15 protein-coding genes and 2 pseudogenes are annotated in these 23,068 nt (G+C 64.3%); 13 read left to right on the top strand and 4 right to left on the bottom strand.

Features of this window, described 5'->3' with window-relative positions; genetic code table 11:
• A pseudogene (locus AB0J29_RS24830) lies at window positions 1–261 on the top strand (IS110 family transposase); the annotation flags it as partial.
• Window positions 262–554: 293 nt separating this feature from the next.
• Here AB0J29_RS24830 and AB0J29_RS24835 read toward each other — a convergent pair.
• Window positions 555–1,246 (bottom strand): annotated as a pseudogene (locus tag AB0J29_RS24835) (IS5 family transposase); the annotation flags it as partial.
• 285 nt (window positions 1,247–1,531) lie between these two features.
• Here AB0J29_RS24835 and AB0J29_RS24840 point away from each other — a divergent pair.
• The 5 genes from AB0J29_RS24840 to AB0J29_RS24860 all read left to right on the top strand — a co-directional run bounded on the left by AB0J29_RS24840 (window position 1,532) and on the right by AB0J29_RS24860 (window position 7,676).
• A complete protein-coding gene (locus tag AB0J29_RS24840; protein ID WP_364790739.1) occupies window positions 1,532–1,705 on the top strand; it encodes a hypothetical protein in 174 nt (57 codons plus the stop codon).
• A 76-nt stretch (window positions 1,706–1,781) separates the two neighbouring features.
• The gene (locus tag AB0J29_RS24845) at window positions 1,782–2,963 is read left to right on the top strand and encodes an FxsB family cyclophane-forming radical SAM/SPASM peptide maturase (protein ID WP_364790963.1); all 1,182 of its coding nucleotides are present in this window, start codon (window positions 1,782–1,784) and stop codon (window positions 2,961–2,963) included.
• A 218-nt stretch (window positions 2,964–3,181) separates the two neighbouring features.
• A complete protein-coding gene (locus AB0J29_RS24850; protein ID WP_364790742.1) occupies window positions 3,182–4,762 on the top strand; it encodes an HEXXH motif domain-containing protein in 1,581 nt (526 codons plus the stop codon).
• 73 nt (window positions 4,763–4,835) lie between these two features.
• Window positions 4,836–6,098: an MFS transporter gene (locus tag AB0J29_RS24855; RefSeq protein ID WP_364790745.1), complete on the top strand. Its 1,263-nt coding sequence runs from the start codon at window positions 4,836–4,838 to the stop codon at window positions 6,096–6,098.
• 306 nt (window positions 6,099–6,404) lie between these two features.
• Window positions 6,405–7,676: a hypothetical protein gene (locus AB0J29_RS24860; RefSeq protein ID WP_364790748.1), complete on the top strand. Its 1,272-nt coding sequence runs from the start codon at window positions 6,405–6,407 to the stop codon at window positions 7,674–7,676.
• Window positions 7,677–7,810: 134 nt separating this feature from the next.
• Here the strand turns inward: AB0J29_RS24860 and AB0J29_RS24865 are convergent, their stop codons facing one another.
• From AB0J29_RS24865 to metH, 3 genes are all read right to left on the bottom strand, one after another.
• Window positions 7,811–7,951 carry a hypothetical protein gene (locus tag AB0J29_RS24865; RefSeq protein WP_364790751.1) on the bottom strand — a complete coding sequence of 47 codons (141 nt, stop codon included), beginning with the start codon at window positions 7,949–7,951 and terminating at the stop codon, window positions 7,811–7,813.
• A gap of 185 nt (window positions 7,952–8,136) precedes the next feature.
• Window positions 8,137–9,708 (bottom strand): protein kinase, encoded by a 1,572-nt coding sequence (locus tag AB0J29_RS24870; protein ID WP_364790754.1) that lies wholly within the window; start codon window positions 9,706–9,708, stop codon window positions 8,137–8,139.
• 424 nt (window positions 9,709–10,132) lie between these two features.
• Window positions 10,133–13,729, bottom strand: coding sequence for a methionine synthase (gene metH, locus AB0J29_RS24875; RefSeq protein ID WP_364790757.1), 3,597 nt, complete (start codon window positions 13,727–13,729; stop codon window positions 10,133–10,135).
• Between the two features lie 145 nt (window positions 13,730–13,874).
• Here metH and AB0J29_RS24880 point away from each other — a divergent pair, with 145 nt between their 5' ends.
• The 7 genes from AB0J29_RS24880 (at window position 13,875) to AB0J29_RS24910 (ending at window position 23,065) form a co-directional block, all read left to right on the top strand.
• Window positions 13,875–14,768: a PAC2 family protein gene (locus AB0J29_RS24880; protein ID WP_364790760.1), complete on the top strand. Its 894-nt coding sequence runs from the start codon at window positions 13,875–13,877 to the stop codon at window positions 14,766–14,768.
• 99 nt (window positions 14,769–14,867) lie between these two features.
• Complete coding sequence (locus AB0J29_RS24885) at window positions 14,868–17,528, top strand: AMP-binding protein (protein ID WP_364790763.1); 2,661 nt, start codon at window positions 14,868–14,870, stop codon at window positions 17,526–17,528.
• 530 nt (window positions 17,529–18,058) lie between these two features.
• On the top strand, window positions 18,059–19,198 hold the full coding sequence (locus tag AB0J29_RS24890; RefSeq protein ID WP_364790766.1) for an XRE family transcriptional regulator: 1,140 nt from the start codon (window positions 18,059–18,061) through the stop codon (window positions 19,196–19,198).
• Window positions 19,199–19,228: 30 nt separating this feature from the next.
• Entirely contained in the window at window positions 19,229–19,369 is a 141-nt protein-coding gene (locus AB0J29_RS24895; RefSeq protein ID WP_364790769.1) for a hypothetical protein, read from the top strand.
• A gap of 466 nt (window positions 19,370–19,835) precedes the next feature.
• Entirely contained in the window at window positions 19,836–19,973 is a 138-nt protein-coding gene (locus AB0J29_RS24900; protein WP_364790773.1) for a hypothetical protein, read from the top strand.
• A gap of 189 nt (window positions 19,974–20,162) precedes the next feature.
• A complete protein-coding gene (locus AB0J29_RS24905) occupies window positions 20,163–21,650 on the top strand; it encodes a TIGR02677 family protein (RefSeq protein WP_364790966.1) in 1,488 nt (495 codons plus the stop codon).
• Window positions 21,650–23,065, top strand: a complete 1,416-nt coding sequence (locus AB0J29_RS24910; RefSeq protein ID WP_364790969.1) for a TIGR02678 family protein — start codon at window positions 21,650–21,652, stop codon at window positions 23,063–23,065. The genes AB0J29_RS24905 and AB0J29_RS24910 overlap by 1 nt, the downstream gene beginning before the upstream one ends.
• Window positions 23,066–23,068 lie beyond the last annotated feature (3 nt).

Below are 23,068 nucleotides of genomic sequence, written 5' to 3' on the forward strand. Positions count from 1 at the left end.
AAGAAAGTCGCCCTGGCGCGGTTCGTCCACAACGACCGGCTGATCGACGCCCTCACCACGCAAGCGCAGACAGCGATGCTGTGGTCTCCGGGCGCTCGCGCCTACTACGACAAGCAGAGAGCCCGCGGCGTCAACCATTACGCCGCCCTGCGTCAGCTGTCGAACCGGCTCGTGGGAATCCTGCACGGCTGCCTCAAAACCGGGACGCTCTACAACGAGGCGACGGCCTGGCCCGACCTCACTCGTACGGCTGCTGCTTGACATTCAAGCTCCTGGGATGTCTTTCTGGTACCAGCCCGAGGCCGGAACCGGCGAGAGCCGGTCGTTGCGCGATCCTACTGGCGTTCCGAGTCCGTTTCCGGAATCACAGGACATAACCGCCGCTCTTCACCTCGACGCAATCCCGAGCAATCTCCTGCACGAGTACCTGAATCGAGGCCGAGCCGAGTCCGACCGGGTTATGCCCTCGCCCCGGTGGCTCACCGCCTGGATCACCACCCACCCCAGCGAACTGGGCGAGCAGCGGCACGCTCATCTCGCCGAGCTGCTGGCGACACGGTTCGTTCGACGACCCATCGGTGTCGGCCGAGGCGGTCGTTGCGTTCGATGCCTTTGCGGGCGATGCGCACAGTGATGCCGCGGTTGGCGACCCAGTCGCGGAGATCGGCGATGTCGTATGCCTTGTCGGCGTGCAGTTTCGTCGGCTTGCGGCGGCGTGGCCCGCGTCGCGACCGGACTGCTGGGACGGCCCGCACGAGCGGGCGCAGCACCTCGGCGTCATTGGTGTCGGCTGCCGAAATACCGACGGCCAGGGGTATTCCCGCCCGATCGGTGAGCACATGGATCTTCGAGCCGGCCTTGCCGCGATCGACCGGGCACGGGCCGGTCATGTCGCCCCTTTTTCGGCTCGCACCGAGGCCGCGTCGTCCACCGCCCGCGACCAGTCGATCAAGCCTTGGCTGCCCAGCTCGTCGAGCACCGCCCGATGCAATCGCCGCCACACTCCGGCCCTGGTCCATATCGTGAATCGGCGGTGTGCGGTGGGCACAGTGACCCCGAAGGTCGGTGGCAGCATCCGCCAGGAGCAGCCGCTGGTCAGCACATACACAACGGCGGTGAACACCGCCCGCTGGTCAACCGGAGCGGTGCCACCGCCCTGCTGGCGCGGACGAAACGGCGGCAGCAGCGGTTCGACCAACTCCCACAACGCATCTGGAACCAACCGCCGCGACAACTCGTCCACCACAACCGAACATCGTGCCGCACAACCGATTACGACGTGAGACACGGTCCAAATGTATGGCCGCGCTGGATTCCGGCTACTCCGCCACCGCATCGTCCTGGCCTGAAACCCGCCAGCCGCCAACGAAAGTGGACCAGAGCCGCATCAGGGGCAGTCCCTCTCGCATGCTTCCCAGCATCGGGAGGCCGCCGCATCGTCCATGATGCACACTGGCCATTGCAAAAGGGCTGGCGTTACAAGCCTTAGCGGGCGAAAAGCGTTGGCTCGCTGAACTATTAGGAGGACCTCATGAGTCTCGATACTCTGTCTCTGCCGGAACTGTCGAACACTGAAATCGAGAACCTGCTGGAGAGCGCAACACCGGCGCTGCGCAAGGCCGTGCTACGGGGACACAATGCCGACAGCGGCTCCTCCGGCCCAGGCAGCTTCAACTCCTTTATCGATGCCGGGCTCGCTGAATAGCTGACGTGCACTCCGATCGCGAAGGGTACGGTCACACTTGTCGAATTCCGCGTCATGGCCCCTCGACACGCTCGATGTGCAAGCCCTTCGCGACCGGGGGTGGCAACCACTACCATTTACCGAATTCGTACTGAAGGTACACAGTCGCTGCAACTTGGCGTGCGACTACTGCTACATGTACGAGATGGCAGACCAGAGTTGGCTTCGGCAGCCGAAAGTCATATCCGCGGATGTGATCGATGCTACCTGCCGGAGCATCGCGGAACATGTCGCCGAGTATGCGATCCCTCAGGTCTCCATCGTATTACATGGTGGAGAGCCGTTGCTCGCGGGGCATCAGGTGATCGAGTCGGTGGCTCGGCGACTGCATGAACATTTGGCAGACGAAACAATGTTGCGTCTCGGTATCCAAACCAACGGCTTGCTCTTGGATCAAGAGTTCTTGGACATATTCAAGCGCTGGGACATCAAGGTGGGTGTGAGCCTCGATGGATCCGAAGCCGGAAACGACCGCCACCGAAAATATCGCAATGGCCAGGGCAGCCACGCACAGGTGATCGAGAAGCTGAGACTTCTCACCGAGGATGCAAACCGGAGCCTCTACGGCGGTCTGCTGTGCGTAATCGATCTGGAGAACGACCCACTGGAAACCTACAAAAGTCTCGCCGTTTCCGCTCCGCCCGCCATCGACTTCTTGTTACCGCATGGGAATTGGGACAGTCCGCCGCCCGGCCGAACCTCGAACCGCGAGGACACCCCGTATGCCGACTGGCTCATTCCCATCTTCGACCACTGGTACGAGTCGATGTGTGATGAGCCGAGTGTTCGCCTGTTCGACGACATCATGGATATTGCTTTGGGAACCGATCGCGCATCGGAGACTGTGGGACTGGCTCCGATACAGGTCGTCGTCATCGAAACGGACGGACAAATCGAGCAGGTCGACACACTGAAATCAGCCTTCCCAGATGCGACGAAACTGGGCGAACATGTTTCGCGCAGCCGACTGTCGAGTGCACTGTGGAGCCCCCAAGTGGTTGCGCGGCAGATCGGCGTGGCCGCGCTGGGTCCTGCGTGCCTGGAGTGTCCGATACGCAATATTTGCGGCGGAGGGAATTTCACTCACCGATATCGGGCGGAAACAGGTTTCCGCAACCCTTCGGTATATTGCTCGGATCTATTCAAGCTCATCAGCCATATTACCCAGCGCCTTTACGCGGACCTGGTCGTATCGGATGGAAACGGAGCCACACGGTGACTGCGATGGATCTCCGAGACAAGGCGGAGGAGCTGGGTGCAGGCTTCGGCAACGATGATCTCGTCTCCTCGCTCCGTGCCGGACAACTGGCCAAGCGGCACGCTATGCTCGGCATCCTCATCAGGGAAAGTGACCGAATTTGTCCTGACGATGTCGAAAAGTCCGGATTCATCGAAGCGTATCGAGCACTGGTCGGACTGCATCGGACACATCCGGCGTTGGTCAACAGCCTGCTGGCATATCCGAACACGGGAGCATGGCTGGCACATTGTTTGCAACGCATTCGATCCGCTGGTGCCGCGCTCGACGGCATCTGGCCCGACCTGGGTTATCTGGGTTGGCTGACTGCTGCTGTGCTGGTGGAAGTCGGAGCGCCCACCCATACGGCCGTGGTGGTGCGCGCGGGCCAGGTCATGCTCCCGACGGTGGGTCTGGCGCAGGTCGCAGCGGCTGGGGAGTACGGCCTGGGACGACTGTATGTGCGTGGAACGGGCTCCATTTCGATCGAATTCGAAGGCACCACACTAAATATCGTGGACACCGCGTGCTGGGAGCAACCCGGCTGGCGTCCATTGGAGCGGATTCGGTTGGTCGACAACGGCTTCGAAGTCATCGTCGATGATCTCGATCCGTTCCGTGAGTTCAACGACCCATCCGGGTCCGCTCCGGCCGATAGTCGTCTCCCACAGCTTTCTCGGGACCAATTACGTGACTGGCGTGAGGCATTCGCCACAGCGTGGGTGCTGATGGAGCGAGATCATCCTGGCTACGCGAAGCCCCTCTCGGTGGGGCTGCGCTCCTTCGTTCCACTCACAGCGGAACCGATCTCCCCGAGCACAAGCCGTACCTCCTACAACTCCTTCGGCTGCATCGCCGCGTCCTCGACACGCAGTGCCCATCAGATGGCGCTCACCTTGATCCATGAATTCCAGCATGCCAAGCTGGGAGCTTTCACCGACATGGTCGAACTCTATGAAGACGACCCGCGGGAACGTTTCTATGCGCCATGGCGAGACGATCCGCGCCCTATCGAATGGCTGCTCCAAGGCATGTATGCGCACCTCGGCGTTACCGATTTCTGGCGCGCTGAACGGCTGCGGACGCGATCCGAGCTCGCTCACGTGGAGTTCGCCCGATGGCGGACACAGGTGCATCGCTCGATCGCCGAGATTCTCGAGTCCGGTGTATTGACCATGGCCGGAACGGAGTTTGTGCATGCGGCAGCCAAGACGTTGAGGCCGTGGCTCGACGAAGAAGTCACCGACTCGGCGGCGTTCATAGCTGATGAGGCCGCCTCGGGTCACTGGGTGGCGTGGTGTGTGCGCAACCTGCAGATCGCAGACAGCGTCCTGGAGCACTTGTTCTCGGCATGGAAATCAGCCGAACGGCCACATCTGGAAAACGTTCCGGCCGGCCTGCCGACTCGTCCGGACCGAAAACAGCCAGAACTCAGAAGCCGATTGCTGCCGAGCTACCTTCAGGTCCTGGAACAGAAGACTTCGGGGAATGTCGATAGAATTCAGCACTTTACTCCCGGTGACATGGCATACGGGTCGGGCAACTATGCGGAAGCCGTCACGCATTACAAACGCGAGATCGAAGCAGGCCCGATGCTCCCACAGCCATGGGCAGGCCTGGCACTGGCCTTGCGACAACTACGCCCCGCTCACGAGGTTTCGGCGCTGTCGGCACGAGGCGAAGTTGTCGCGCAACTCTACACGCGCATCTGCGCGACCGGGGACGTTTGCGATCCAACGGATCTCGTGTGCTGGTTGTCGAGCGACGGCCCCCGGACATGAACGAACGCGTCACTGTCACGCGCGCGAGCCCGGATAGCATGGTGTTCCTTGCTTTCGACGTGCCCCCTGACCCATGAGTAGTTTCAGTGCCGCCAGCGGTGGAATCATCACGAACCGGAACTTCCTGCTGCTGTGGTCCGGGAATGCGATCTCACTGGTGGGCTTCCACGGTGCGCGCATCGCTTATCCACTGCTGGTGCTAGCGCTTACCGGCTCGCCCAGCCAAGCAGGCATAGTTACGTTCGCGATGACCTTGCCCAGCCTGATCTTTCAGATTCCGGCCGGGCTTGTCGCCGACTACACCGACCGGAGGCGGACCCTGTGGTGGTGCCAATTCGCCGGGTTGATGGCCACCTGCATGGCACTGGTCGCCGTCGCCGGCAGGCCGCCCGGTTTGCTTCTGCTGCTCAGTATCACTGCGTTCCTCGAAGGGACCGCGAATGTCTTTTTCGTCGTCAGCGAATTGGGAGTGGTACGCAATGTGGTAAGCGTAGAACAGCGACCGGTAGCTTTGGCATTCCTCGAAGCAGAATTGCCTATCGCGCAGCTGATCGGACGCGCCACGGGGGCCGTAATATACGGACTCGCCCGGTGGCTTCCCTTCGCTGTGAACGCCCTGTCCTACCTGTGCTGCCTGGGCACTTTGTCCGCAATGCGCACGGATTATACGGATAATACGGACAATACGGCGCGCAGATCCGAAGGTTCATCGACCCCGAGTCGCACGTGGACTCGCATCGTCGAGGGAGTGGCCGTTATGTGGTCCAACTCGTTCCTCCGGGGGTCTACGGCGATCATGGCGCTGTCCAATTCGATCTTCCAGGTCGTGATCTTGCTGTTGCTGCTCGAAATCAAGATCGATGGGCTCCCGACATGGACCGTCGGCCTCGTCCTCGGCGCGGCCGGGGTGGGTGGCCTGCTCGGTGCGGGAATCGCGGCACGGTTGACAACACGGTCAAACGCCCGGGTCGTCTTCGGCGTATCGGTTTGGGCGTGGTTGGTCGCATTGGTGCCGATTGCCCTCAGTTCCAATCCGTACATGATGGCCCTGTCATTCGGCTGCATCGGTGGCATTGGCAGGTTCGTATCGGTTGTGCTGGTTGTGTTCCAGGTCGCCGTCATCCCGGACCATGTTCTCGGCCGTGCTATTGCCGCGGCCGAGTTCCTCCACGCCGCGGCGGTCGCCTTCGGCGCCCTGGCCGGGGGATATCTGCTGGCGGCGGTCGGTACTCGGACCACCGGATGGATCATGGTCGCAGCGATGTTCGGATTGGCGGTCGGCGGAACCCGCCTATCCTTGTCGCGGGGCCGCCGCCGCGAATCCGTCGAACCGTGACAGTGACCGGATACGGTCGATCCACATCGAAGGCCAGTCGAATTCGACCCCGGTAACACCAGCGGCTCTCGGGTCGGCGGTAGTCGGCGCGGCCTTCGTGTGCTCGTGGACGAAGTTCGACAGATCCGCGGAATCGCTGTTGCCACCGTGTGGACGATGCGGCGAGGTCGGCAGCAAGCTTGTCGACGATGGGACCCACCTGATGTAGATGGTCACTTCCGCTGCTGGGAACACGAGAACCCCTCGGCCCCAGCATTTTACGGATAGAATTTGATACTCAGTCACTGTCGCACTTAAGGAAACTTTATGGCCATCGAGGCAGGGCAGCTTCGTGATCACATTGATTTGATGACCTCCGCAAAGATCTTGGCGGACCCCGTATGTGGCCCAGAAGCTCTCGACGAGTTCGAGAGATTCCTACGGAATTATCACGATGCGGATGGCACGAACCAGCCCGGCCATCGGCCGGAAGCTACGATGATGCTCGTGCGACAAGACCTGCGTCGCAGCATTCAGCGTGTGGTGACACATCGTGTGGCCGAAGTCCTGCTGCCCATTGCGTTGGACCTGCTCGGCGATGATTCGGATGCGATGGATCGCTTGGCGCGCGAAAAAATTACCGATGTCGACCGGTGGGAAGGTGCTCGCTATCGCATGTTTTTCGGCGACGAGGCGAAAATCGGTGCCGCATACGAATACCTGTTCATGTCCGCGGCCGAAAAGAATCTGTTCTCCTGCTTTACCCCGGAACAGGCCGAGGCGCTTCGTCGGATCAACTATGACGCAACGATCGCACTGCGTGAGGCGGCATCGGCCACGCGCGCCGAAGAGTATGCGGAATCGCCTGTGATGGAAGTTCTCGCAAACGAGCCATACGTTACGGTCGGTGATACGGCTCGGGCCACCATGAGAATGAGGACCGTCTCTTTCATGGGCAACACCACTGAACCCGTTCGGGCCAACAATAGCTTGCGTCCAGATATTCTGAGCCAGCTCCACACCAATGCAGTCGGGTTCGGTGAATTCTACGGATCCGCGGTAGGAAAAATTCTTCCGTATACTTTCAAAGAAGATGGTTGCCCACGTCATGTTTGGATGGAGACCGAACTCGGCAGCATTGCACCGATTTCCGCAGTGGCCGCCCTCAGGGACGGTCCGGCGGGAAAGTTACTTTTTGCGGACCGAGGCAAGCGCATCTATCGGGCCACGGAAAATTCCGGACGCTGGGTCCTCGAAGCAGTCAGGCAACCGCTCGTCTCGGCCACTGAACGAGTAGCGCGTGCGGAAGCGAAAGACTTGGGACGAACAGGTCTTATGGGTCAGTGGGGACGTTGTCCGTCCAACCAAATGCTTGCACCGAGCCAAGCCGAAGCCGAGCAACGTGCCGAACTCGTGGATCGAATCGATCAGATCACTGGCGGGCATGTACCCGAACACTTACGGACGATTGTGACACCTGCCGATGTGTGTGCGATTCTCGCCGTGGGATTGGTGAACGCGCTCGAGCAACGGGGCATAGTGCAACTCGATCCGACGTCTCTGGAGCCCGTGCCGCGCCACGAACCGGCTGGTATCTAGTCGAGCGCTGCGTCCGGACCGATGTCGGGGAACAGTCGTATGCCCTGACCGATGACGACGGCGCAGAGGAACAGGGTGACCTCGTCGACAAGCCGGTTGCCGAGCAGCCAACGGATCAGAGCGCCGCTGCACCGTCAGGCGTGGCAGTCCCGGTTTCGTTGCGCGGTCGCCCGGTTCTTCTCCAACGCGGTGTGTAAAAGGTCCAGCGCGTGGTCGACGTCGGTCGCGGCAATGGTCCCGTATCCGACGATGAGGCCGTCGGGACCGTCGCTCATGCGATACCGGGAGATGGGGAAGATGCCGACGCGTCGACACCGGGCCCCGGGTCCACGCTGACACGTGCAGACCCACCGCCGAAGGAATGACCACCGGCGAGTCGGCGAAGCGCGTGGTCAGCAGTTCGACTATCCGGTCGTGGCGGGTTCGATACAGCCGAGTGGTCCAGTGCTACCAACATCAGCTACGCACTGGAGGCTGCGATCACAAGCCGACCATTGTCCGAACCTACTTGGATCCACCGATTCTCCGTGGTCGTGGTGCCGTCGGTCTTGACGTACGTCAGTGCGACAGTCGCCGCATCGCTGCCACTCGGTGTAGTGCCATTGACCCGAATCGAACGGATAGTCGACCAGAAAGCCGCGTACGCGCTGTAGCCGCCGGTCTGTGCCTGGTAGGCGGGCGAGAGTTGGGACCAGGCGCCCTGCACGTTGCCCGGCAACATCCCGTAATAGCCGGAGATGAATTGGGCGTTGCTATCAGCGCTGGGCGGGCCCAAAGGCGTCGTTGTGGCGGGTGGACGGCTGGTCGCCGGCGCCTGCGGCTCCGGCTGCCCCGGTTGGATCGCGATCGGCGGCTCCGATCCGTTCGGTACGGACGTCGGCGTCGTCGAGTCGACCGCCGTACCGCCCCGATCGTCCTTGTTCAGCGACAACACGATGACCGCAACCAGCACCAGTACCGCGACCGCGGCGGCCCCGGCCGCCGCGATCAGACCACCACGACTCCGTGTCCCGCCACCGCCAGGCAGGGTACCGTCGGACTTCGGCGGCGACGCGACGGTACCGGCCGGTGCCGACGGCCCCGCGGCACCGACGATCTGCGTCGCATCCTCCGTCGCGACCCCGGACTCGTTCGAAACGGTGGTCGCGCCCGCATCCGGGCCGGGTGCGGGCAGCACCTTGGTCACCGTCTGTGTGGTCACCAGTGCCGGCCTCCGGCCCGCCGCAACGGCTTCCAGCGCCTCCTTGGCCTCGCGCATATCCGGGCGGCCATCGACCGAGGCGGCCAGCAGCCGCATCAGCACCGGACCAAGTTCTCCCGCATGCCGCGGCGGCGGCACCTGCGCTCGCGCCGCGGCGTGGAGGACCGCGAGCGCGTTATCCCCCTCGCCGAAGGGCGGACTGCCCTCGACTGCCGCATACAGCGTGGAGCCGAGCGCGAAGACATCCGAGGGCGGTTCCGGATCCTCGCCGCGCGCCACCTCCGGCGCGAGGTAGGCGGGGGTACCTGCCAGGAATCCGGTCGCGGTGACCGTCACGTCACCGACGGCGCGGGAGATGCCGAAGTCGGTGATCTTCACTGTGCCGTCATCGCCGACGAGCAGATTCGCCGGTTTCACATCCCGGTGCACGATGCCCGCATCGTGTGCAGCGGCCAGCGCGCTAGCGGCCTGGGCCCCGATGCGGGCCACCTCGGTCGGCGCAAGGGTCCGCTTGCCCGCCAGTTTCGCGGCGAGGCTCGGCGCGTTCATGTACTCCATGACCAGCCAGGGCTGACCGTCCTCCTCGGCGACATCGAAGACGGTGATCGCGTTGGGATGGTGCAATCGCGCGGCGATGCGGCCCTCCCGCATGGCCCGCAGCTTGGCTTCCATGGCCTGGGACGAGGTCAGGCCGGGTGCCAGCAGCAACTGCTTCACCGCGACCGTACGGCGCAGCCGGACATCGGTGGCGCGCCACACCACACCCATGGCACCGGTGCCGATCGGATCCGTCAGCCGATACCGTCCAGCGATCAACCGGTCCGCCGTCATCGTATTGTGCCTCTCCTGCTTGCCCGCCGAGCCAATTCCGCACTCCGCGCGTAAGCGGAAACCCTCGAAAATGCTACGCGCCGAAGTCCTTTGCACCCGTATTGCCGCAGGATGTTCGCATCCGCCGACTGCCACGGATGCAGTTGCAACAGTCCCGACTTTGTCATACCCAACCGACATCCCTCCACCGCCGTGCGGCCCCGAAGGTAATGGCCCAGGTCAGCGGCGCGCGGCCGACCGGATACGCCCGCGCGTCGCAAGCTCTCGTGTCGTCGCGTGCCGCGCTCGGCCGCAATTGATCTCACATATCACGAGGTAATCAAGGCCAGCACCGCACCGGTCGAACCGATTCCGATGCGGTGAGAATCACACCGTCCGAGCCGGTCGGATAACGAATTCCGCCAGAAAACAGACTGATCAGCACTTACGCATTGAAGTACTTGGCCTCCGGATGCAGCAGCACGAACGCATCGGTCGACTGTTCCGGATGCAGCTGCAGTTCCTCGGACAGTACGACGCCGATGCGGTCGGCTTCGAGCAGGTCGACCAATTTCGCGCGGTCCTCCAGATCCGGGCACGCGCCGTAGCCGAAGGAGTAGCGCGCACCACGGTAGCCGAGCTTGAAGTACTCCTGCACATCCGACGGGTCGGATTCGGCGATCGAATGTCCTTCCAGCACCAGCTCTTCGCGGACTCGACGGTGCCAGTATTCGGCGAGCGCCTCGGTGAGCTGGACACCGATGCCGTGCACCTCGAGGTAGTGGCGATAGTTGTCGGCCGCGAACAGCTCATTGGCGAAATCGGCGATCGGCTGACCCATGGTGACCAACTGGAACGGCAGCACATCGACCTGACCGATTTCGCGTGCGCGTTCGCGCGAGCGGATGAAGTCCGCAATGCACAGGAACCGGTCGCGCTGCTGGCGCGGGAAGGTGAATCGGTAGCGTTGCGGCGCATCCGGATCGGGCTCGGTCAGCACGATCACGTCATCGCCCTCGGAGACCGCAGGGAAATACCCGTAGACGAGCGCCGCATGCTGTAGCACGCCCTCGGTGGACAACCGGTCAAGCCAGTACCGCAACCGCGGCCGTCCCTCGGTCTCCACCAACTCCTCGTAGCTCGGGCCCGCATCGCCGCGCTGACCGCGCAGACCCCACTGACCGAGGAATAGCGCGCGCTCGTCGAGCAGTCCCGAATACTCATGCAGCGAAACGCCTTTCACCACCCGGGTGCCCCAGAATGGCGGCACCGCGACCGGCAGATCCGCGGCCACATCGGAGCGCGCTGGCACCTCGATCGGCACCTCGGCCGCCTTACGCTGTTCGGCGATCCGCTTGGAACGCTCATGCCGGGCCTTGCGCTCGGCCGCCTTCTCACGTTCCGCGATCGCCTGCGGGCTGTCCGGATCGAGGCCGCCGCCGCGCTTGCGGGTCATGATGTCGTCCATCAGCCGCAGGCCCTCGAACGCGTCGCGGGCGTAGTGCACGTCGCCGTGATAGACCTCGGTGAGATCGTTCTCGACGTAGGAGCGGGTCAGCGCCGCACCGCCGAGCAGCACCGGGAACTGGTCGGCGACCCCCTTGGCGTTGAGCTCCTCCAGATTCTCCTTCATCACCACGGTCGACTTCACCAGCAGACCGGACATGCCGATTACATCGGCCTTCTTGTCGACCGCGGCGTCGAGAATGGTTGCGATCGGCTGCTTGATGCCGAGGTTGACGACCTCATAGCCGTTATTGGACAGGATGATGTCGACCAGATTCTTGCCTATATCGTGCACATCGCCCTTGACGGTGGCCAGCACGATGCGCCCCTTACCGCTGTCGTCGGTGGCTTCCATATGCGGTTCCAGATAGGCCACCGCCGCCTTCATCACCTCGGCCGACTGCAGCACGAATGGCAGCTGCATCTGGCCGGAGCCGAACAGCTCACCGACCGTCTTCATGCCCGACAGGAGCGTCTCATTGATGATCCGCAGCGGCGGCACCTCGGTCATGGCGGCATCCAGATCGGCCTCCATCCCGGCCTTCTCACCGTCGACGATCCGCCGCTCCAACCGCTCGAACAGCGGCAGCGCCGCCAATTCCTCCGCGCGCGAGGCCCGCGAAGACGAGGCCGACACACCCTCGAACAGCGACATGAGCTTCTGCAGCGGGTCGTAATCCGCGCGGCGTCGGTCGTAGACCAGATCCAATGCGGTCTCGCACTGTTCTGCCGGAATGCGGGCGATCGGCAGGATCTTCGAGGCGTGCACGATGGCGGAATCCAGTCCGGCCTGGACACATTCGTGCATGAATACCGAATTCAGCACCTGACGTGCGGCGGGATTGAGTCCGAAGGAGATATTCGACAGACCGAGGGTGGTCTGCACCTCGGGGTGCTTGCGCTTGAGCAACCGGATGGCCTCGATGGTTTCGATGCCATCGCGCCGTGACTCCTCCTGGCCGGTGCCGAGGGTGAAGGTCAGCGTGTCGATGATGATGTCGCTTTCGCGCAGACCCCAGTTGCCGGTGATATCGGCAATGAGCCGCTCGGCGATCTGCACCTTCTTCTCGGCAGTGCGGGCCTGGCCCTCCTCATCGATGGTCAATGCGACCACCGCGGCGCCGTGCTCGGCGACCAGCTTCATCGTCTGCTGGAACCGGGATTCGGGACCGGCACCGTCCTCGTAGTTCACCGAGTTGACCGCGCATCGACCACCGAGATGCGCCAAACCGGCCTGCAGGACCGGGGTTTCGGTGGAATCGAGCATGATCGGCAGAGTCGAGGCGGTCGCCAGCCGGGACGCCAGCGCCGACATATCCGCGGTGCCGTCACGTCCGACATAGTCGACACACAGGTCGAGCATATGCGCGCCGTCGCGGGTCTGATCCTTGGCGATATCGAGGCATTTCTGCCAGTCCTCGGCGAGCATCGCCTCGCGGAAGGCCTTGGAGCCGTTGGCATTCGTGCGCTCGCCGATCATCAGGATGGAGGCATCCTGTGCGAACGGCACCGCCGTGTACATGCTCGACACGCCCGGCTCGTGCACCGGTGCGCGGCGCTCGTCCAGCGGCGGCAGCGTCGGTTCCACCTCGCGCACCGCCGCGGTGACCTGGCGAATATGTTCGGGCGTGGTACCGCAGCAGCCGCCGACCAGCGCGAGCCCGAATTCGGATACGAAGCTGCGCAATGCGATTGCGAGCTCTTCGGGGGTCAGCGGGTACTCCGCGCCGTGCGCGCCGAGCACCGGCAGACCGGCATTCGGCATGACCGACACCGGCACCGTGGCATGCCGGGACAGATGGCGCAGATGTTCGCTCATCTCGTCCGGACCGGTTGCGCAGTTCAATCCGATCATGTCGATGCCGAGCGGCTCCAGCGCGGTGAGCGCCGCACCGATCTCACTGCCGACCAGCATGGTGCCGGTGGTCTCCACCGTGACGTGGGTGATGATCGGAATCCGCCGCCCCAGCTTGACCATCGCACGCCGACTTCCGGTCACCGCGGCCTTGACCTGCAGCAGGTCCTGGCAGGTCTCGATCAGAATGGCGTCCGCACCGGCCTCGAGCATGCCGAGCGCGGCCTCGGTGTATGCATCGCGCAGCGCGGTAAAGGGGGCATGCCCCAGTGTCGGCAGCTTGGTACCCGGTCCCATCGAACCCAGCACATAGCGCGGGGTACCGTCCGCGCTCGGCCCCATCTCGTCGGCGACCTCGCGGGCCAGGCGGGTGCCGCGCTCGGCAAGATCGCGAATCCGATCAGCGATATCGTAATCGGCGAGGTTCGGCAGATTGCAGCCGAAGGTATTGGTCTCGATCGCATCCGCCCCGGCTTCGAAGTACGCGCGATGGATATTGCGCAGCACATCCGGGCGGGTGTCGTTGAGGATTTCGTTGCAGCCCTCCAGCCCACGGAAGTCGTCCAGGGTCAGTTCGGCCGCCTGCAACATCGTGCCCATCGCTCCGTCGCCGATCACGACACGCCGACGGAGCGTGTCGAGAAGGGTGGTGTCGAAGGCGGCTGAGCTGGACGTAGACATGTGATCAAGCGTAGTGGGCGGCCATGACATACCGAACCGTCGTATCAGTGTCGGACGCCACACCTGCCCAGACAGATGAACGGACGGTGCCGCGCCGACCACGCAAATTCAACGCCGCGTGCTCACACGCCGTAGGCTGACCGGGGTGAACTCCAGTGAATCTCCGGTATCGCCCGAGCCGGAACTGCCGACTTTGCGCGATCCGGTGCTGGTCGCCGCCTTCGAAGGCTGGAACGACGCGGGTGATGCGGCCAGTGGTGCCGTCGAGCATCTGGAACTGATCTGGGATGCCGAACCGCTGGCCGAACTCGACTCCGAGGACTATTACGACTACCAGGTCAATCGGCCGACGGTACGTCAGGTCGACGGTGTGACCAGGGAAATCCAGTGGCCCTCCACCATGCTCTCGGTCTGCTCGCCCCCCGGCAGCGATCGTGATGTGGTGCTGCTGCGCGGTATCGAACCCAATATGCGCTGGCGCAGCTTCTGCACGGATCTGCTCGAGTTCATCGAACAACTCGGTGTGCAGACCGTCGTCATACTCGGCGCACTGCTCGCCGATACTCCGCATACCCGCCCGGTGCCGGTCACCGGATCGGCCTACAGCAAGGAAGCCGCCGAGCGCTTCAGCCTCGAGCAGACCCGCTACGAGGGACCGACCGGTATTACCGGAGTGCTGCAGGATCAGTGCGTGAAGGCGGGCGTACCCGCCGTCTCGTTCTGGGCGGCGGTGCCGCATTACGTCTCGCAGCCGCCGAATCCAAAGGCGACCATCGCGCTGCTGCACCGCGTCGAGGATGTGCTCGATATCGAGGTGCCGCTCGGCGAGCTGCCCAAACAGGCCGAGGACTGGGAGACCGCCGTCAACGAGATGACCGTCGGCGATGACGAGATCAGCGAGTATGTGCGTTCGCTCGAGGAACGCGGCGACGCGGCTGTCGATCTCAATGACGCGATGGCCAAGATCGATGGTGACGCGATCGCGGCCGAATTCGAAAAGTACCTGCGCAGGCGGGGGCCGGGTAGCTTCGGGTTGTAATCGGTTCGCACCGTTGCGGTTCGGGTTCGCACAATTCACCGAAAGTTCGCCACGGGACCCCTCATAGGTATGGCAAGGCTTACCATATAGACTTCCCGGGTGACTATTCACCGGATCGTCGCGCACCTTCGCAGCTTCGACGACCGGATCGCCGTCCTCTGCTCGCCCGCCCGTCGCCCGACCTCCACCCCTCATCGAATCGCTACGCGATGCGGTGGCGGATGTCCATCGGCGGCCGCCACAGCAGCGGAATCGGTGCCGGATGGTGTGGAACGGATCACCTATGCGCAGCTGGCGGCACGTGTCGAGGAGTACGCGCGGCAGCTCGGAGCGAACCGGCGCCTCATCGCGCTCGTGGCGCACAACGATATCGACTCGCTCGTCGCGTATCTCGGCGCGCTCAGCGCGGGCTGCGCCGTTCTGCTCACCGCGGAAATCACCAGCGATTTGCTGGAAACCTACGATCCCGATGTCGTGATCGATACGGGCCCGCCACGGATTCGGCGGGCCCGCTCCGCACATCGTCTGCATCCGGAGCTGGCGCTGCTGCTGAGCACTTCGGGGTCGACCGGTTCGCCGAAGCTGGTGCGGTTGTCCGCGGCCAATCTGCTCTCGAATGCGGAAGCCATAGCCGAGTATCTGGCCATCGATGCCGATGATCGCGCCGCAACGACCCTACCGATGTTCTATTGCTACGGACTGTCGGTCGTGCACAGCCATCTGCTGCGCGGCGCGAGCCTGCTGCTCACCGACCGCTCGGTCCTCGACGACGAATTCTGGGTCCAGTTCCGTCGCTACGGCGCAACGTCTTTCGCGGCGGTGCCGTACACGATCGATCTGCTCGAACGCATCGGCTTCGCCGAGATGACACTGCCGAGCCTGCGCTACCTGACCCAGGCGGGCGGGCGGCTCGCGCCCGCGCGGGTCCGCGACTACGCCGAGTTGGGCAAGCGGGCGGGCTGGGACTTCGTCGTCATGTACGGCCAGACCGAGGCCACCGCGCGAATGGCCTATCTGCCACCGGAACTGGCCGCCGAATATCCGGACTGCATCGGCAAGCCGATACCGGGCGGCCGATTCACCCTGGAGCAGGTCCCGGATGCCGATGACGAGGAACTGGTCTATCACGGGCCCAATGTCATGCTCGGCTATGCCGAGGACTCACGCGATCTCGCCCTGGGCCGCACGGTCGAATCGCTGCGCACCGGCGATCTGGCCCGGCGCACACCCGACGGGCTGTATCAGGTGGTCGGCCGACGTAGTCGGTTCGCCAAGATCTTCGGGCTGCGCATCGATCTGCAGCGGCTCGAATCCGGTTTAGCCGCAGCCGGTTTCACGGCCTGCTGTACCGATAGTGGCGAGCAGTTGGTCGTCGCCGCCGAATATCCGGCGGAATCGCTCGCCGCGACCACCGCCGAACTATCCGGTCTGCCCGCGGCGGCCATTCGCGCGTGCCCGGTCGAGGAGATGCCGCGCCTGCCCAATGGCAAACCCGACTATCCGGCGATACGCCGGCTCGCCGCACCCGAACCCGAGCTGCCCGTGCGCGATATCCGCGCGCTCTATGCCATTGCCCTCGGCATCGATCCCGCGCTGGTCCGGCCCGAGAGCACCTTCGTCGATCTCGGCGGCAACTCGCTGACCTACATCACCACCTCGACCCGCCTCGAGCGGGCACTCGGCCGACTGCCCGCGAACTGGCCGAACCTGACCATCGCCGAACTCGAACGAATTCCGGACGGGCACCGGGCATTCGGTCGGACAGTAGATACCCCGACCTTATTGCGCGCCACCGGTATCGTGCTGATCGCGGGCTCGCATATCGGCATGTTCGTGCTCTGGGGCGCGGCACATATCCTGCTCGGTGTCGCCGGGTTCAACTTCGCCCGGTTCGCCGTCACCATGCCCCCGCGTGCCGAACGGCTGCGGCACGCGCTGCGCACGGTGGCGCTCATCGCCATCCCGACCGCCGCCTGGGTGGCGCTCACGCTGCTGTTCACCGACTATTACGGCTGGCAGAACGTGTTGCTGCTCAACAAGATTCTCGGACCGCGCGACAGCGATACCGCGGGGCACCTGTGGTTCATCGAGGTGCTTGTGCTGTTCATGGTCGTATCCGCACTGTTGCTGCGGGTGCCGTTCATCGATGCCGTGCAGCGCCGCGAGCCGTTCTGGTTCGCCATGGGACTGGTCGGGTTCACCATGGTGTTCCGATTCTGGACATTCGGGCTCTACCCGGCCCAGGATGTGCCGTTCTCGCCACTGGCCTGCTGGTTCTTCGCGCTCGGCTGGGCGGCCGCGAAGGCTACGACGATCTGGCAGCGGCTGCTGGTGAGCGCCGTGCTGCTGGTTTCGGTGCACGACTACTTCGGCGTTCCCGATCGCGAGCGGCTGGTGATATCCGGTCTGCTGCTGTTGATCTGGCTGCCCGCGGTCCGGGTACCCGCCCTGGTGGCTCAGATCGCCGCGCTGCTGGCCGACAGCTCGTTATTCGTCTATCTGCTGCACTGGCAGGTGTATCCGGCATTCGGGCAGCACCATGTCGCAGCGCTGCTCGCATCCCTCGCGGCCGGTGCGGTCGCAACCTGGGTGGTGGCGAACCTGCGACGCAGATCAGTCCTGGTGCACAGCTTCTTCGCCAAGAGCCGCGTCTGGAAGCGCGCAGCTCTCGATGGTCCACACCTGCGCGGCCGCGTCCTGGGCCAGCTTCGCGATCAGAATGTCTCGCGGAATCGTCTGGCCGGCAAGGTGATCGAGTGACGGCACCACCACATGATGCGCGTCCGCCCGCTTGAGCTCCTGGGTCAGCTCGGCGAATGCCGTGCCGTCACCGGAAGTCGATTCATGGAATGTTGCGGCGAAGCAGAGCCCTTCCTCGCGGGCGAGGCTGCTCATCGCATCCTCGAGCTCTGCACTGTGGCCATCGGCCAGATCGTCACGCAAGTATCCATAGATCAACGCTTCCACCCGAACCTCCGTTGGATTGGGGATCTCTCGCTGTTCTCTTATGTGGATCACCCCCGTCGCCGAGGGGCACCGCGTACTTGCACAGCAGACGCACTTACATCTGGAGCGTGGCAAACCTTCCGCGCCTATCCAGCATGTCGGATGCAAAACTGCGAGTGCAGGTGTCAACCCGGTGACATCTGTATGCCCTATCCGGGCCGCTGAGCGTTAACTGATGAGATACTACCGACGTGGCCGCTGGAGACGATCGACCCGTCTGGGCTGTCCGAATGCGCTCCGAACGCGATGCGCGGGGGTGGTCACAAGCCGACGCCGTCCGTGTCATGCGTACGAAGTCTTCGCACAACCTGCCGACGGACAGTACCCTGCTGCGTAATTGGCGACGCTGGGAGTCGGGCGAGTCGCGTCCCGACGACTTCTACGCCCCTATCATCGCCGCCGTATTCGATACGGTGACCGCCGCGTTCTTCCCGAAAAACCGTCCCAACCGCGACGATGAACTGCTCTCGGCAACCGGGATGGACACTCTCGAATTCATTGGCAGGCTGCGGATGTCCGACGTCTCCACGGCCACCCTCGATGCCATCCGCATCACCGCCGAGCGGCTGTGTTGCGAATATCCGATCGCCGATCCGCACGATCTGCATACCGAGGGCACATCCTGGCTGCGCCGCATCACCTCGCTGCTGGACGGCAGACTGACGCTGGCGCAGCATCGGGAAATCCTCGTACTGGCCGGTTGGGTTGCGCTGCTGGTCGGTTGCGTGGACTACGACCTCGGTCGGCGCACCGCCGCGGAAGCCACTCGCCGCGCCGCCTATTCGCTCGGCCAGGAAGCGGACAATGCCGAGATCACCGGCTGGAGTGCGGAAATGGCGGCCTGGTTCGCGCTGACCCAGGGCAACTATCGAGGCGCGATCGAAGCGGTCGCCCCGGCGTTGACGACCTGCGCCGGACTCGGCGTCGGTGTCCAGTTGTGTGCACAACGTGCGAAGGCCTGGGCCCGACTCGGGAATCGACGCGAGGTTGAAGCGGCGCTGAACCAGGGGCGAGCTATCCTCGACCGACTCGACCACCCGACCAATCTGGACAACCATTTTGTGGTCGATCCGCAGAAGTTCGACTTCTATGCCATGGACTGCTACCGAGTCGCGGGCGAGGATCTGCTCGCGGAATCCTATGCGCGCGAGGTCATCCGCCACTCGACCCGCGCCGACGGCACGATACGCAATCCGATGCGGGTGTCCGAGGCACACCTCACCCTTGCGGTGGTCGCGGTGCGCGGCCGCGATCTGGAACTCGCGCTGGACGAGGGTATGCGGGCCTTCGCGGGCAAGCGTCGGTCACTGCCGTCGCTGATGTGGATCGCGGGCGAGGCGGCACGCGAAATCATCGAGCGCTACCCCGGCGATCCGCGCACCCGGGTGTATCTTGATCAGTTGCGGACCTTGTCCTGCGAGTGATCATTTCGGCGCACGTTCGACTCATCGCCGGTGGTAAGGTGCGCGACGAATCGGGTACTCGACCTACTCGATACATCCGAACGCGAACTGCTGCTACAGATTTCGCTTTCGCGAACGCTGCTGCGCGATCTGGATATCTTCCTTGCCCGCTTCGGCGCCGACGCGGCATGAGACCAGCGCCGCGAAGTGCTTGCGGCCACCGATACATTGCTCAGGCTGACACTATTGACCACCGATATCTCGTGCACTCGTCGGTCGCCCAGGCCCTCGATGCTCACCGAGGCGCCGATCGGATCCGCCGCCACCACCGCGCCCATGTGATGCGGATCGCCCGAATCTCTGCTGGTTTTCGGGATCTCGACGATTACAGCGCGGCTTGCGGACAGCTACTCGCCGTGGGCCGGCCCGGCCGTGCGCGGTATGCTCCGCGGCCTTCGCCCATTCGGTCACTGTGTTGTCCAGCAGTGCCCTCCAGTTCGTCCTCGAACAAATCAGCTGAACCCATGCATCACGGCCGGATTCGGAATCTCGTGAGCCGGATCTCCGCGCGCCGCGCGACGGTGGTGATCGTGGATTCCGATGTGGCGATTCGGGCAGCGGCCGATGTTTGTCGCCGCACCGGTGCGAGGCGCGCGAAGTGCCGTCGCGCCATCAATTGTTCACCGTCGCAATGCCGCAGAGTTCGCAGGTGATCGCGCTGTACGACATCGCCACCGTGCCGAAGGACCGTCTGACCGCGCAGGTCGGTGACCCCACCCCGAAGGTGCTCGAGTAGGTCGAGATCGGGCCGCGGGCTCGATTCGACCTATGAGTCACCAAGTGGCGAACAGGTGCAAACCGGACGCGGCCACGCCGAATGGGGGTCGGTCTCGACACCTGCGACCGACCCGCTACTACCCTGTTCCCGGTGACCGACTCCGATGACGGCCTGCCGTATGCCGCACCCGCACTGTGGGATGAGCGGTTGCGGCTGTTCTCCTTCGCCACGGCCGAGAAGCGGGCGGAGTATCTGTGGGTGCTGCGGGCGTTCGACAGTGCGCGAGCGGCGTATGTGGTGTTGCTGCACGCCGACGATGTCGCGACCTGGATCGAACGCAGTGCGCCCGATGCGCCGCAGCTGATCGGCGCGGAGATCGGGCCGCTGCTGGATCAGCTGCATCAGTGGGGTGTGGTCGAGCGCAGCTACGACGGGACGCGGGCCGCGACGCTCGCGGAATATCGGAACCGGCACTACGTCTATCAGCTGACCCAGGCCGGATTCAAGGCATATCGCGCGGTCGCGGGTGTGCTCGAGGCACGGCTGGACGAGGCGGCACTGTCGCGACTCGTCCTGCCCGAACTGCTCGCAGATCTCAATGCCCTCGCCGAGGCGAACAAAGCCGCTGATGCGGAGCGCGTGTACCGGACGCTGCGCCGACTGGATGCTGCACTCTCGGATATGGCGGCGCGGGCCGCGCACTTCTACCTCTCGCTCGGCGATATGGTCCGCACCACCGAGATCACGCCGGAATCGTTCCTGGCGCACAAGGATGCACTGCTCGCGCATATGCGCGAGTTCAGCATGGATCTGGCTCGCTTCGCGCCGCGCCTGGCCGCCGCGATCGGCGAAATCGAGGAGACCGGCGTCGACGAACTCATCACGCGGGCGGCGCGTTGTGACGAACGGGTGCTGCTGAGTCCGGCTGAGCGGCAAGCAGATTGGCGGGCGCGCTGGCAGGGGCTGCGAACCTGGTTCGTCGCGACGGCCTCCGAGATTCCCGGCGAATCGGCTGCGACCGAGGCGGATCGGCTGCGGGAGGCGACCATGAGCGCGATTGCCGCCGTACTGTCGCTGCTGCGGCGGGTCACCGAGACCCGTAAGGGCGGAGTGAGTCGCGAATCGGCGCTGCGACATCTTGCTGGCTGGTTCACCGCCGCGCCGACTACCGACAGCGCGCACGCACTGTTCGACGCCGTCTTCGGTCTCGGTCGGCCGCGTCATATTTCGCTGGAACATCCGGATGCGGATCTGATTCCCGCGATCCGCTCCTGGTGGGAGGCGCCGCCACTGGAAATTTCACGCACACTCGCCGAGACGGGCCGGCCGCCGCAGGCCGGCGCCCCCGCCCGAATTCAACGCAATGACGCGGGAATTCGCCGACTCCGCGAGGCGCAGCTGGACGCGCAGCGCGCCCGCGCCGAGGCCGCCAAATCCTTGGCCGCAGCTTCGGTGCACGAGCGCGTCCTCGACGAACGAGAGACCGAGGTGCTGCTGCGCCTGCTCGACTCCGCATCTACTGCCTGGGTTCCGGTCAGCGGCCGCATCGAGGGCACCACCGGCTCCGATAGCGGCGTCACCCTCACCGTCTCCGAACATCCGGGTTCGACGGTGATCCGCACCGCACGCGGCCTGCTGCATTTGAACAACCGCCGCCTCGAGGTGACGCAGTCGACCCGCGGACGGCGCGGATGATCAACGCCCGTCGCATCGACTCCCTCGCACTCGACAACTACCAGCGCGCCGCCCGGGTGATCCTGGCCAACCACCTGGTCACCCGGACCTATCCGGATCGGATCGCGCTGCCGCTGATCCGGCGCTGGGCCACCGAGCTCCGCGAGGATCTGGCCGAGTTGTTCGGCTATCGGCTCGAGGTCACCGAAACGACGGCCCGGGTCTTTCCGGTCATCGATCGGCTCGACTCCGGCAAACCGGCCCGCGCCGTCACCGAGCGCGTCTTCGACCGCCGCCGCTATGCCTACCTGGCCTTGGCGCTGGCAGCGCTCGGCCGCGCGGGCGATCAGATCACGTTGTCGGAGTTGGCCGATCAGGTCGCCGCCTATACCGGCCGGGTCGACGGCCTCGAACTCGCACCCGACCGCGCCGCCGATCGCGATGCGTTCGTCGATGCCGTCGGCTGGCTTGCGCATCGGGGCGCGCTCACCTTGGCCGATGGCGACGCGGGTGGCTGGGCGGCCGATCCGGAGGCGGGCGAAGCGCTCTATGACATCGACCGACCGGTGGTCTTCGCACTGTTCCGACCGCCGCGTGCGCTGCAGCATCTGCACAGTGTCCGTGGTCTGTTGACCGAGGACGCGCTCGCGCACGGTCCGGCCGCGAATGCGCAGGCTGCCGATGCGGCGCGGCGGGTGCGGCGCGGTCTCGTGGAGCGTCCGGTGGTATATGTCGAGGATCTGGCCCACGACGAGCGTCCGCTCTTGCTGCAGGATCGGGTCGTCGCGGATGTCGAACTGTTCACCGGGCTGCGGGCCGAACGCCGCGCCGAGGGCGTCGCATTGATCGATGTGTCCGGACGTCTCTCCGATGTCCGATTCCCGGGCACCGGGACATTGGCACAGGTGGCGCTGCTGCTGGCCGGTGAGATCGCCGATCGCGTCCTCGATATCGACAATCCGGTACCGGTGCGACCCGGTGCGCCAGATCCGGCCGTCGGGCTGGCCGGACAACTCGACGGCGCCATCCCGGAATCCACGGTATTCGTCCCGCTCGCCGATCTCCCGTCGACCGATCCCGAAGTGGTGGAGGAGCTTTCCGATCTCGATGCGGAGGCGATGGCGCACGTGCGCGCGACGTACCCGTTCGTCGAAGCGAGCTGGGTCGGCGAGACCATGCAGGCGCTGACCGACCGCTACGGTCTCACCTTCGCGGCGCAGTGGCAGGCCGATGTTCCCGGGCTGACCAGGGAGGTGAGCGCCCTATTGGAACGACTGCGGCTGGTCCAGGTGGTCGCGGACGGTCTGATCATTCTGCCCGCACTGGCCCGCTACCGCGGCGCGGTCGTCACCGTCCGCACCAAACGGGCTGCTGAATTGTTCGTCACCGCCGCCGACACGGTCGGGGCCGACAGCGTTGGCACGGAAGGGATTTAAACC

The sequence above is a fragment of the Nocardia sp. NPDC049707 genome (genome assembly GCF_040674855.1).
In the GTDB taxonomy this organism is placed as follows: Bacteria; Actinomycetota; Actinomycetes; order Mycobacteriales; family Mycobacteriaceae; genus Nocardia.